Below are 12,125 nucleotides of genomic sequence, written 5' to 3' on the forward strand. Positions count from 1 at the left end.
TATTGACTACCTCCTTTGGAACAACGCCATTGTTTCAATATGCCCAGTATGAGGGAACATATCCATCAGTGCGACTTTGCTAACAGTAAACCCAGCGGCCAAAATCAGCGCACTGTCTCTTGCTAAGGTAACCGGATCACATGACACGTATAAAACCTTGTTGAATTGCTTCAGTGGCATTTGTTTGAGGACATCATAAGCCCCCGTTCGTGACGGGTCTAACACTAAAGTATCTAACTCCTTGCTAAACCACTCTGCTGTTGCCATATCTTGGGTCAAATCAAACTGGAAAAACTGCGCATTGTCGATATCGTTAGTGTGCGCATTTTGCGTAGCCATTGCAACAGAAGAAGCAACCCCTTCGACACCAATAACTTTCTTTGCTTGTTTTGCAAACAATAAGGAAAAATTACCTATGCCACAAAACAGATCAAGCACCTGCTCATTTCCCGATAACGCAAGCCAAGTCACTGCCTGATGTAACATCGCTTCGTTAACTGCTGAATTTACTTGGATAAAGTTATCCAACTTAAATTCAAATTGAGTGCCACCAACTGTATATTGAGGTAATAATGCATAAGACACTTCAGCATTTCCGTCATCCCATAAGACTTGCCAACCTTTTTTATCAAACTCGTCGGTGACGATGTGCTTGACAGTACAATCAATTGCTTTTGTGTGACGGAACAACACAAAAGGCGCGTTATCAGCCTCGCATAATTGAATATGGCTAATGCTACGAAGCTGAGGGTGACGATTAAGTATGTCTCTTAAGCCGATAAAAATAGATTGATACACCGTCGTCAGAACACCACACTCGGCGATATCGACGAGTTTTTTTGATTTTGATGCTCGAAATCCAAGCTTGAGCACTTTCTCTTTTTTGTCAAAGTACGTCGCTATTCGCGCTGCACGTCGATAGTGCGAGCCATCACTGGATATAGGTAAGCACCATGGTAACTCACTCGTACCTGAAAATTTGGCAAACAGTTTGCCAACCGCAAGCTGCTTGTGTACTAACTGCGCAGACTTCTCCAAATGTTGCAGTGAACAGCCGCCACATGCTTGATAGTGTGGACAGAATGGAATTACACGCTGATCACTTGGTTTAACAACTTTTGCAACACTGCCCTCAAATAGTTTGGCTTTTTGCTGGTTAATACGCACTTTAACTTGCTCACTGGGTAAAGCCCCTTCAATAAATCCCACTTTGCCATTATGCTTTGCTACGCCTCGCCCTTGATGATCAAGTGATTCAATTGACACTTCAACGACCTGACCTTTCACTGATGCTTTTTTAGCACGAAAAATTTGTGCCATGTACCGCCCCTTATACATTGCTAAACACCAATGAACTCGCTAATCTAGAGTTCATAATTATCAAAGTTTTATATCGCTCAATATGTCTAAATTAAGCTTACGCGATAGCGTTTTATTGCTTACCCTGATCCCGACGGTGTTAATCGGCTTAATACTTGGTGGATATTTTACTATAAATCGCTACGTAGAGCTTGAACAAATCTTGAAACAGCAGGGCACCAGCATCGCTAACTCGCTGGCAATGACAGTAGAGCACCCGCTCAACACAAAAGATAAAGCCAAATTGCACAGCATCATTACTAAAGCGCACAATCAACATGCATCTTTGGTCAACAGTATTGCGGTCTTTGATTTACACAACCAGCTCATTATGACCAGCAATTACCATAGTGAATTTAACGATTTGCACTATCGCGGTAATGTCGCTGCCCTGCATGCAACCGAAGCACAAAAACTGCGCAATAATTTTGTTATCTTTTCGCCTGTAAAGGATTATGGCACTGGCGCTACATGGCAAGATGCCCATGCCCAAACCATCGCCGTTTTAATGGTTGAAATAAGCCAAGACCAAGCCATTATTGGCCAGCAAAAAGCATTGCTTTTAAGCGGCACCATTATTCTTGCCGCACTTTTATTGAGTGTCTTTTTGTCCACTCGCTTAAGTCGTATGTTCTCTACTCCACTCTCCCAGTTGCAGTTAGCAACAGACAAACTCATTGAAGGAAAAACGGATATTGGCGTCAATCAGCAAATGCAAGGGGAGTTTGACATGATGCGTCAAGGCCTTATCACCATCAGTGAAAAGATGGTCGGCCAAAGAGATGAAATGCAAAAGCACATAGATCAGGCCACCAGTGACTATAGAGAAACCCTTGAGCAATATGAAACACAAAATATCCAATTGAATATTGCGAAAAAAGAAGCGCAGGTCGCGAACCGAGTAAAGTCAGACTTCTTAGCCAAAATGAGTCACGAGTTGCGCACCCCGCTCAACGGGGTAATAGGCTTTACTCGTCAATTGTATAAAACACCTTTAAATAAACACCAAAAAGATTATTTAGACACCATTGAGCTATCAGCAAACAGCCTACTTACCATCATTAGCGATATATTAGACTTCTCAAAACTCGAAGCGGGCGCTATGGAACTTGAAAATATTCAGTTCCAACTTAGAGACGCAGTCAACGAAGTAATGACACTGCTCGCACCCAGTGCATATGAAAAACAATTAGAGCTGTCAATTGCCGTTAATCGACAAGTACCTGACAATTTGGTCGGCGATCCGACGCGCTTTAAACAGGTACTTATCAACTTGATCAGCAATGCAATTAAATTCACGGAGAAGGGATCGGTCAAAGTAGACATTAGCCATCGCCTAAAAGGTGACTCACAGACATCTCTATTGGTTTCAGTCAGTGATACCGGCCTCGGTATTGCACAAGAAAAACAAGACACGCTATTTACGCCATTTGCTCAAGCTGACACAAGCATAACCCGAAAATTTGGTGGTACCGGACTTGGATTAATTATTACCAAGCATATCGTGGAGGTTATGCAAGGTAGGATCACATTAAACTCGGCACTTGGCAGTGGTTCCTGTTTTACTTTTAACGCTATCTTTAACTTGCCGAGCCGCTTATTCAATGACGACCTCCCCTGCAAGCCTCTTGAGAATAAGCGAGTTTTATACTTTGAACCACAAGAACACACGCGCAATGCTGTGATCGCCCAAATTGAAAGTTGGCATATGCAAGTCACTGTGTGTGACAGTGACGAAGCCTTTTTCAATGCACTTTCACAAGAGTTCAGTTACGACATTTGTCTGGTTGGCAATATGGCAACCGTCGACGATATGCAAACGGTAAAAAGCTACATAAATCATGCCAGAGAAAAAGCCGACTACTTGTATCTTATGGTCAATACAATCTCTCACAACATGCGAGAGTCGCTTATTGGTAGTGGTGCTGATGCATGTATCAGCAAACCGCTTCACCACAGAAAACTCTGCGAAATGTTGGCTGCACCGTACCGGTTAGATCACCCTGATTTATCGATTGAAACCAACAACGCGACACATTTACCACTCAAAGTGCTTATTGCGGATGACAACGATGCTAATTTAAAACTGCTCTATACGCTGCTTGAAGAGCAAGTTGAAACCATTGAAACTGCTCACAATGGTGCGCAAGCAGTCGGGCTGTGTAAAACCCATAAATACGATTTAATATTTATGGATATTCAGATGCCAATCATGGATGGGATCACGGCGTGTATAAGCATTAAAGAATCTTCTATGAATGATGATACGCCCATCATCGCCGTCACTGCGCATGCCCTTGCAGGCGAAAAAGAGCAACTGGTAAAGGATGGATTTAGTGGTTACATGACTAAACCCATTGATGAGGATATGCTGAAACAAATCATATGTGACCACAGTGCAGCATCTCCTGTCGAACGAGAACAAAAAGAGGAACAACTGGTAAGCAGCGTTGCACCTTTTGAAAGCCACTTACTGGATTGGAACCTTGCGTTGCAACGCTCAGGTAATAAGCCGCACCTCGCACTGGAAATGTTAAATATGCTACTGCAAAGTGTTCCTGAAACCATTGAACACCTCAATGAAGCCAGTGAACAAGCGGATCCAGAGTTGCTCTTAAAAGTCATCCACAAGTTCCACGGCGCATGCTGCTATACCGGAGTACCCAAACTGAAAGCGTTAGCTGAAACCATCGAAACGGCACTTAAACAAGATAAAGGCTTCGATTACGTCGAGCCTGAGGTTTTAGACCTAATAGATGAGCTGACCAACTTGAATGATGACGCTGAAATCACGGCAACTTCCAGTTTGTAGTATAAGGTGCATTTTCACCGGAAGGGGGCTCAGATCCCGCTTGAAACTGACAATAAAAAAGGCGCCCTAGGCGCCCTTAACATTCCGAAATAAAACAATTACAGTGCAGCAAATACTTCGTCAGTTTTTGCAGCACAGATAAAGTCATTTTTGTGAAGACCCTTGATAGAATGGCTCCACCAAGTCACTGTCACTTTACCCCACTCGGTTAACAAACCAGGGTGATGACCTTCTTCTTCGGCCATATCACCCACTTTATTTGTAAACTCAAGCGCTAGCTTAAAGTTTTTAAACTTATACACTCTTTCTAACTGCATGATCCCATCACGTACTTCAGGTACCCAATCAGGGATCTGCTTGATCAATACTGCTAACTCTTCATCTGACACTTTAGGCGCATCCGCACGACACGCTTCACAATTTTGTGCACTTAAATCAGACATGGGTGGTTCCTTAACTTGCTAATTTATTTTTAGGTGGAAATTTTGGCTCAAACAGCCCAAGCTCTTTTGCTCTTTGTACTAAAGACATAATGTCCATTTGAGAAATATCAAATAGATCATCTATCGAACTAATTGTGTAGTACAAGGGCTGCATGATATCAATGCGATATGGCGTTCGAAGTACATCTTGTACTTCAAGTTTGTTAATTTCAGGCTTATCTGAATACACGTACTGGGTTTCACCAGGACTAGATAGGATCCCGCCGCCGTAGATACGCAAACCATTGTCAGTTTGCATTAGACCAAACTCAACGGTAAACCAGTATAAACGAGCTAGGTAGACACGATCTTTCTTCTCTGCGGCATAACCTAACTGACCATACTTGTGTGTAAACTCTGCAAACGCAGGGTTCGTTAACATTGCACAGTGGCCGAATATTTCATGGAAAATATCAGGCTCTTGAAGGTAATCAAACTCCTCACGTGAACGAATAAACGTGGCTACAGGAAATTGTTTGTTGGCAAGCAATCTGAAGAACTCGTCAAAATCGATCAGCGCGGGAACAGGAGCTACTTGCCAACCAGTCTCCCTTTCAAGCACAGCATTGATCTCGTGCAACTGAGGAATGCGATCATGGGGTAGATTGATTTTCTCCAATCCTTCCATATATTCATCACATGCTTTACCTTCAATACACTTTAGCTGTCTTGCAACTAACTCAGACCAGATTTTATTTTCTTCGTCACTCCACTCAATAACGCCTTGCTCATTAGGCTGCTTGGAAGTGTATTTACTAGATTTAGCCATAGTAACCTTCTTTATTTTGATCCCCATTTCTCATGATGGAGCGTTCAAACCTGTTATTTCGATACTATGTAAAAGTGAGCAAAATATTAATAGGCAGGCCTGAAATGGCCCACCTCAAGAACCTCAATTTCGTAAACTATAAATTACAAAATTGAACACAAAATAATACACCCTTTAATTACGGCGCATACAGATGAATCCAGTGTAAACATTTATATACATAAAAATGCATTATCTAGATCCGCGATGATATCATCTGCGGATTCCAGACCTACCGAAATGCGGATCAGCCCATCTGAAATGCCCGCAGCTAAGCGCTCTTCTTGTGTATAAGGTGAGTGTGTCATCGAAGCAGGGTGTTGAATTAACGTCTCAGGATCACCTAGGCTCACAGCTAAAGTACACAGAGCCGTAGCATTGATAAATGCTTCACCATCAGCGAGCGTACCTTTTATCTCAAATGCAATCACCCCTCCTGCACCTTGCATTTGTTCGCCAAGATAGTGATGACCAGGGTGCGATGCCAATCCTGGGTAATAAACCTTTTCAACTTTAGGGTGGCGCTCTAAAAATTCAGCAACTCTTTGAGCACTCTCACAATGCCGAGCCATTCGAATATGCAGCGTTTTTAGGCCACGGTTTATCAACCAAGCATCATGCGGACTGATCGTCGCTCCAATGTCTTTCAAAACCGTTAATTTTACTGTCTCAATATGCTCTTTGCTGCCACACACAATACCTGCAACAACATCGCCATGACCATTTAGATACTTGGTCGCGCTGTGAATAACAATATCAATACCAAAACGCTTGGGTTTTTGTAGCAATGGGGTCATAAAGGTATTGTCAATCACACTCAATAGATTGTGCTTATTGGCAAACTCCCCGAGCATTGCCAAATCCAATACCGTCATATTTGGGTTAATAGGTGTTTCCGCAAATAACATTTTACTGTTTGGCTGTACTGCTCGCTCTAGGGCTTCTCTGTCCGTCATATCAACAAAACTTACTTCGATGCCAAACTTCGGCAGCATATGTGCAAATAAAGCAAAACTACACCCATATAGTGCACTTGAAGCAATCAAATGATCGCCTTGTTGAAGAAAGCTCAATACTGAAGCAGAAACCGCTCCCATGCCTGTTGCTGTTGCAGCCGCATCTTCCATCTCCTCTAACTGCGCCAGCTTTTCTTCCAATTCTCGGGTCGTTGGGTTACCAAGTCGCGTATATATAAAGCCAGCTTCTTCACCAGCGAATCGAGCAGCGCCCTGTGCAGCATTCTCAAATTTAAAAGTGGAACTTTGATATAACGGTGCCGTTAGTGCACCATGCGGGTCATCAAAGTGGTTTGGACCGTGAATACAATTAGTGTGATCGTGTAACTTCTTCATTGCTTGCCTGTTGTTATTATTCAAACTGTTTATATCTTATGTAATTAGATATTCCATGATGGATAAATGTACAAGCATGCTGGAAGTTCAGAAGGCTATGTGAGAAGAATTAATATAGTGACTCTGTACACATAAGTTGTCACCTAAGAAGCAACAACTTATCTGAAACTCAGTTATTAGTTTTGCTTAATCAATTGATTGGTGAGCTTTTTTGCAAAATCAGCAAGAAAGTTGGCTTTATTTTCCATACGTGGAATTGGTCGACACAACGCCATGGCTTTGTAGCCCAGCCTAGCAGTAAATACACCTGCGCTCAGCCCTTGAGCGGACCTAGCTGATAGCTTACCCAGTAATTCCGCGCCCAAACTCGTCGCCGCAAGGTCGCTCAGCAATTCTGATGCTCCCACAAAGACGATTTGTTTAGCCAATAGCTTGTACAGCTTTATTCGGCTGCGATAGCCTAAAGTAATACCGTAATGCGCACTGAGCTTTTCGACTAAGCTCACACCTCGCCATAACACTGCAAGCATGTCAGTGACCGCCATCGGACTCAACGCCACCATCAATGCAGAAGTCGTCGCATACTCTGCTATGATTTTCTTGGCTTGCAAATCTTGATCCCGCAACAAGGTGACTTCATACAACTGCAGAACCTCCTGATCTGTATAGTGGCTTTTTAAGCTTTTTTGAAATGTAGAAACGGTATCTGTAGGTAAGTTTGCCAATAAAGGGCTAAGCCAATGTTGTGCTTCTCCAATCTGGTTGCTGTTGAGCAAGCGTTCTGCCTGATCTCGGCGCGCTTCTAAATTCTTCAACGTTCGCAGCGCTTTTACTTCACGCAATAAAAACTTGGCTCCCCAGCCTAGTGCAGAAATAAAAAGAAGTAAGTACAAACTTGCCAAGATAATACTTTGTTGAAAGGCATTGTAAATCGTAAAAACAAGCTCAACTGGGATCAATATCAATAAACTCGCCAACAGCCCATGTCGCCATCCCAGCTTTGATTTTTGAGGCTGCAAGCTGTTATCTACAGATTCATCAACTGAGAAAGGTTTAAACACTTGCTCAGAGTCGAACGGTGCAACCTCATCATCGATACGCTCTCCAAACCGGTGGGTAGGTCGAGTGGCTTCACGAGCACTTTGATTTGGTTCTTCAGTCTCTATTCGCCGACCTGAGTATCTATGTTTCGAATTTGTCACGTTAGCTTATCTCCAATCAAAAACTGCAGTGTATGATCTAACCGGATATGGTCTAATTGTCCTTGATAAGCGGGGAAAGGGTAAAAAGACAAAAAGTTAAAGCCTTCTTGTGGCCACTGAGACGCAGATAAAACATGCTCTGGCGGTTCAGGCGGCAAATACGTAATGTACTGTGACTCTGTCAGAGGTCGACCGTATACACAGTGTAGTATACCCTCCCCCTCTTTGACTTGTTTGGACTGACAGCTCTTCACAGAAGAAATGGTCATCGTATCTACTTCAACTCCTGAGAATTTTAGTTCATTCTCTTGCTCACATAACAGCTCATGTAATAAACGGGTAAGGCTATCTTGCTCAGTAATAGCCACTGCATCGCACTTGTTCGCAGCAAACAGCACTTTATCTATTTTCGGCTTAAATAAACGCTGAAATAGACCACTTTTACCGTGCTGAAACATACTCACTGTGTCTTTCAATGCCTGTTTAGTTTGGGCCAGTGTTGCAGGTCCATCATTCAGTGCACCAAGCACATCCACTAAGACAAGCTGCCTATCGAATGCGCAAAAATAATCCTTGTAAAACGGAGAAATAACCTGTTTTTTATAGGCTTCAAAGCGACTTTCTAATTGCGTATATTGGCTACCTTCACCATGCTCTCCATGCATGGCAATAGGGAAAAACTGCACTATTGGCGCACCAGCCAAATCTCCGGGGATCAACATGCGCCCAGGCTGCAACTGGGACAGCTTGGTATTTTGTTTCAGCTTAATTAAGGTATCTGAGTAGATATCGGCTAACTCATTGAGCACAGACATATCTACAGGTTGTGTTGCATCAAATGTTTTCAATGCCGCCAAGAAAGAGTCACTAAACGTACTAAATGCGGGATTCGATAAAACATCGAGTTGTGCTTTACTCCATTGTTCATAAGTCATATTTAAGAGCGGCAAATCCATTAGCCATTCACCTGGATAATCGATTAGCTCTAAATACAGTGTATGATCATTTGCCACATGTTGACGCAACCCACTGGCGCTGCGAAACTTTAAGGCCAATGTCAGGGTATTTATGCGTTCAGTCGATGGCGGCCAATTGGGAGGATCGCCCAATAAATAGGTCGATGCATGAGTATAATCAAAAGTGGGAATATCGAGTGCTGTTTGGGGTACCTGTTTGCAGGCTATTAAACGTTGCTCCCTTACCACATCAAAAAACGGCAAGTTTTGACTGTTTGCTTGAGTCGTTAAATGTTTAACCAAGGCCGTTATAAACGCTGTTTTTCCACTTCCACTAAACCCTGTAACAGCTAATTTAACATGCTGGTCTAACGAACGTTGCAATGTTTTTTGTGCTGTATTTTGCAGCTTTTCAAGTGCTTTGTGGGTAACACGTCTTACGCTCATTCTTATCGCTAGTCCCTATAAATAAAGAGGCGTGGCGAATAGTCGCCACGAGCCATTATAATTTGTTAATTTCCCTTTTCACCGTAAACTCCGGCGATGTCACATAACGCTCCATTGATTGAATGCGATCATCTAATTTGCCCAATCTGTCTTTTAAGTCAAACAGCGCTTGGCGCGGTGGCTCGCCTTTTTGCCATACTTTAAACTTAACAGAAACAGGATCTGCATCTTGGCTATGAGTAGCACTCTCTGGTTCACTGACTTTACGGTCTAAAATAAACCAACAGGCGATATAGATAACTACAAATAATGGCCCTCCAGACAATAATACGGCTGTCACAAACAATATGCGTACAAGCCATAGCTCCATGTTGAAGTAATCACTCAGTCCTGCACAAACCCCAGCTAATTTCCCACGCTTTGGGTCACGATATAATTCTCTGCGTCGATGACTCATACTTTACGCCTCCAATCTGGTGACTCTTGATCTAACAGTGCCTCCAATGTTTCGACACGCTCAGCCATTTTCTCTGCTTTATTTGCCAGCTCTATCAGCTGACGGTGTTCATGCTCGCTTAAACCCTGGCTCACCTGTTTTTTACTCTTGTAATGAAGAATGAGCCACAGCGGGGCTACCACGATCATAAAAATAATAATTGGGGCAACCAGTATCTCTGCGTCTAACATAACCTTCTCCTGTTTATTTGGTCTTGGCAGCGTATTTTTATTTTATTGCACCTACTTTAACAGTAGGTGCGCTTAGGTTCATTTATTTGCGAGTTTTTTCTTTAAAGCTTCAAGTTCATCATCTACTTTTTCATTTTTTTGCAGATCAGCAATCTCATCAGCCAGTGACTTTTTACCTAAGTCATAAGACTCGACTTGCGCTTCTAAACCGTCAATTTTATTTTCATAACGCTCAAAGCGATTCAATGCATCTTCAACTTTTGTGCTATCAAGTGCCTTTTTAACATCTAGACGTGATTCTGCAGAGCGTTGGCGCAACACAATAGCCTGTTGACGTGCTTTGGCATCTGCCAGCTTTTCTTGTAACGTGGTCACTTCCTGTTGCAGTTTTTCGATGTGCGACTCAACATGGCTTAGCTCTTCGGCAACACTTTGCGCAGCATCAGAGGCCTTTTGCTTTTCAAGCAAAGCCGCTCTCGCTAAATCTTCACGCTCTTTTGTCAGTGCCAACTCAGCTTTTTCTTGCCAATCATTTGCCTGGCCGTTAAGTTGCTCAACACGTCTTTCTAACTCTTTTTTCTCAGCAAGTGTTTTTGCCGAAGTGGAGCGAACTTCTACAAGTGTGTCTTCCATTTCTTGGATGATCAATTTGACCATTTTTTCTGGATCTTCCGCTTTATCCAATATTGCATTAATATTAGAATTAACGATGTCAGCAAAACGTGAAAAAATTCCCATAATCTTGTACCTCATTGGTTGTGAATTATATTGCTGATAAATATGTATCAATAAGCTTGCCAACTTTGAAAATAAAAATAAATACTATTTTTCAATAAGTTACAATTAAAACAAAAAGCTTTCTATCCACACTCTTTTCAAATAAACTATATATTAGTCAAAAAAACTAAGAGTTAGTCAATTATGAGTCAGTTCCGTCAACAGGATAATTTGCTCGGCCAATCCGACAGTTTCTTAGCTGTTCTCGATCAGGTATCTCAGCTTGCTCCACTAGACAAACCCGTACTTATTATCGGGGAACGTGGTACAGGTAAAGAGCTCATAGCTGCCCGACTGCACTTCTTATCAGAGCGTTGGGACCAGAATTACGTCAAACTCAATTGCGCCGCTCTAAACGAAAACCTACTAGAAAGTGAATTGTTTGGTCATGAATCGGGCGCTTTTACCGGAGCCAGTAAACGTCATGAAGGCCGCTTTGAGCGCGCAAATAGCGGTACTTTATTTTTAGACGAATTGGCGAATACATCTGCCATGGTGCAAGAAAAGCTGCTACGTGTTATTGAATATGGTGAGTTCGAGCGTGTCGGTGGCAAGCAAACCGTTAAAGTGGACACCCGACTAGTCTGTGCGACCAATGAAGATTTGCCCAGCCTAGCCGATCAAGGAGAGTTCCGACATGACTTGCTCGATAGGCTTGCTTTTGACGTTATTACTCTGCCGCCACTGAGAGCGCGTCAGGAAGATATTTTATTGTTAGCTGAGCAGTTTGCCATCAATATGGCCAGAGATCTGGGTTGGTCTTTGTTTAGCGGCTTCACTCGTAAAGCAACCGAAACTTTACTCGACTATGATTGGCCAGGAAATATTCGAGAACTGAAAAATGTAATAGAGCGCAGTCTTTACCGCCATGGCAATGAACACCTCGCTGTTCACCAAATTACATTTGACCCATTCGAAAGTCCATTTCGACCAAAACAAAGAATAAAAGCGCCAGTTACCGACCTAACAAGCCATGTTTCACCCACTCAGGAAGCAGTGGTAGAGGCCGCAGAGACCCCCATGGTGAGCTCAATTACAAACACACAACATTCCTTTCCATGTGATTTAAAAACACTCTCCAGTGATTACGAAATAGAATTGCTGAAAAAAGCACTTGAATTTAGCCAATTTAATCAAAAGAAAACTGCACAAAACCTCGGATTGACGTATCATCAGCTAAGGGGATATTTGAAAAAATACAATTTGTTAGACTCACAACAAGAGGCTTAGCTGTGGTCACCAG

Annotated in this window: 11 protein-coding genes; 2 read left to right on the forward strand and 9 right to left on the reverse strand. The window is 42.6% G+C overall.

The annotated features are described in order from the left end of the window. Positions 1 to 6: 6 nt before the first annotated feature. Positions 7 to 1,320: a 23S rRNA (uracil(1939)-C(5))-methyltransferase RlmD gene (gene rlmD / locus J8M00_RS08345; protein WP_211009813.1), complete on the reverse strand. Its 1,314-nt coding sequence runs from the start codon at positions 1,318 to 1,320 to the stop codon at positions 7 to 9. 82 nt (positions 1,321 to 1,402) lie between these two features. Between rlmD and barA the strand changes: the two genes are divergently transcribed. Next, positions 1,403 to 4,171: a two-component sensor histidine kinase BarA gene (barA, locus tag J8M00_RS08350; RefSeq protein ID WP_211009814.1), complete on the forward strand. Its 2,769-nt coding sequence runs from the start codon at positions 1,403 to 1,405 to the stop codon at positions 4,169 to 4,171. A gap of 98 nt (positions 4,172 to 4,269) precedes the next feature. Here barA and J8M00_RS08355 read toward each other — a convergent pair whose 3' ends face one another. The 8 genes from J8M00_RS08355 to pspA all read right to left on the reverse strand — a co-directional run bounded on the left by J8M00_RS08355 (position 4,270) and on the right by pspA (position 10,843). Then, positions 4,270 to 4,614: a 4a-hydroxytetrahydrobiopterin dehydratase gene (locus J8M00_RS08355; RefSeq protein ID WP_211009815.1), complete on the reverse strand. Its 345-nt coding sequence runs from the start codon at positions 4,612 to 4,614 to the stop codon at positions 4,270 to 4,272. Positions 4,615 to 4,624: 10 nt separating this feature from the next. After that, the gene (gene phhA / locus J8M00_RS08360; RefSeq protein WP_211009816.1) at positions 4,625 to 5,422 is read right to left on the reverse strand and encodes a phenylalanine 4-monooxygenase; all 798 of its coding nucleotides are present in this window, start codon (positions 5,420 to 5,422) and stop codon (positions 4,625 to 4,627) included. A 212-nt stretch (positions 5,423 to 5,634) separates the two neighbouring features. After that, complete coding sequence (locus J8M00_RS08365; protein ID WP_211009817.1) at positions 5,635 to 6,813, reverse strand: trans-sulfuration enzyme family protein; 1,179 nt, start codon at positions 6,811 to 6,813, stop codon at positions 5,635 to 5,637. A gap of 176 nt (positions 6,814 to 6,989) precedes the next feature. Next, positions 6,990 to 8,015: a TIGR01620 family protein gene (locus J8M00_RS08370; RefSeq protein WP_348772550.1), complete on the reverse strand. Its 1,026-nt coding sequence runs from the start codon at positions 8,013 to 8,015 to the stop codon at positions 6,990 to 6,992. Beyond that, positions 8,012 to 9,418, reverse strand: coding sequence for a YcjX family protein (locus J8M00_RS08375; RefSeq protein WP_211009818.1), 1,407 nt, complete (start codon positions 9,416 to 9,418; stop codon positions 8,012 to 8,014). Before J8M00_RS08375 ends, J8M00_RS08370 begins: the two co-directional genes overlap by 4 nt. A gap of 55 nt (positions 9,419 to 9,473) precedes the next feature. Continuing rightward, positions 9,474 to 9,875: an envelope stress response membrane protein PspC gene (pspC, locus tag J8M00_RS08380; protein ID WP_211009819.1), complete on the reverse strand. Its 402-nt coding sequence runs from the start codon at positions 9,873 to 9,875 to the stop codon at positions 9,474 to 9,476. Then, entirely contained in the window at positions 9,872 to 10,105 is a 234-nt protein-coding gene (pspB, locus tag J8M00_RS08385; RefSeq protein ID WP_211009820.1) for an envelope stress response membrane protein PspB, read from the reverse strand. The genes pspC and pspB overlap by 4 nt, the downstream gene beginning before the upstream one ends. A gap of 78 nt (positions 10,106 to 10,183) precedes the next feature. Next, a complete protein-coding gene (gene pspA / locus J8M00_RS08390; RefSeq protein ID WP_023397153.1) occupies positions 10,184 to 10,843 on the reverse strand; it encodes a phage shock protein PspA in 660 nt (219 codons plus the stop codon). A gap of 183 nt (positions 10,844 to 11,026) precedes the next feature. Between pspA and pspF the strand changes: the two genes are divergently transcribed. After that, complete coding sequence (gene pspF, locus J8M00_RS08395; RefSeq protein WP_211009821.1) at positions 11,027 to 12,112, forward strand: phage shock protein operon transcriptional activator; 1,086 nt, start codon at positions 11,027 to 11,029, stop codon at positions 12,110 to 12,112. The last annotated feature ends 13 nt before the right edge of the window (positions 12,113 to 12,125 follow it).

The sequence above is a fragment of the Pseudoalteromonas luteoviolacea genome (assembly GCF_018100925.1).
GTDB classification, from domain to species: domain Bacteria; phylum Pseudomonadota; class Gammaproteobacteria; order Enterobacterales; family Alteromonadaceae; genus Pseudoalteromonas; species Pseudoalteromonas obscura.

Excerpts from the sequence above, each read along its gene's own strand:
- rlmD (WP_211009813.1), bottom strand. The coding sequence starts at position 1,320 with ATGGCACAAATTTTTCGTGCTAAAAAAGCATCAGTGAAAGGTCAGGTC.
- barA (WP_211009814.1), top strand. The coding sequence starts at position 1,403 with ATGTCTAAATTAAGCTTACGCGATAGCGTTTTATTGCTTACCCTGATC.
- J8M00_RS08355 (WP_211009815.1), bottom strand. The coding sequence starts at position 4,614 with ATGTCTGATTTAAGTGCACAAAATTGTGAAGCGTGTCGTGCGGATGCG.
- phhA (WP_211009816.1), bottom strand. The coding sequence starts at position 5,422 with ATGGCTAAATCTAGTAAATACACTTCCAAGCAGCCTAATGAGCAAGGC.
- J8M00_RS08365 (WP_211009817.1), bottom strand. The coding sequence starts at position 6,813 with ATGAAGAAGTTACACGATCACACTAATTGTATTCACGGTCCAAACCAC.
- J8M00_RS08375 (WP_211009818.1), bottom strand. The coding sequence starts at position 9,418 with ATGAGCGTAAGACGTGTTACCCACAAAGCACTTGAAAAGCTGCAAAAT.
- pspC (WP_211009819.1), bottom strand. The coding sequence starts at position 9,875 with ATGAGTCATCGACGCAGAGAATTATATCGTGACCCAAAGCGTGGGAAA.
- pspB (WP_211009820.1), bottom strand. The coding sequence starts at position 10,105 with ATGTTAGACGCAGAGATACTGGTTGCCCCAATTATTATTTTTATGATC.
- pspA (WP_023397153.1), bottom strand. The coding sequence starts at position 10,843 with ATGGGAATTTTTTCACGTTTTGCTGACATCGTTAATTCTAATATTAAT.
- pspF (WP_211009821.1), top strand. The coding sequence starts at position 11,027 with ATGAGTCAGTTCCGTCAACAGGATAATTTGCTCGGCCAATCCGACAGT.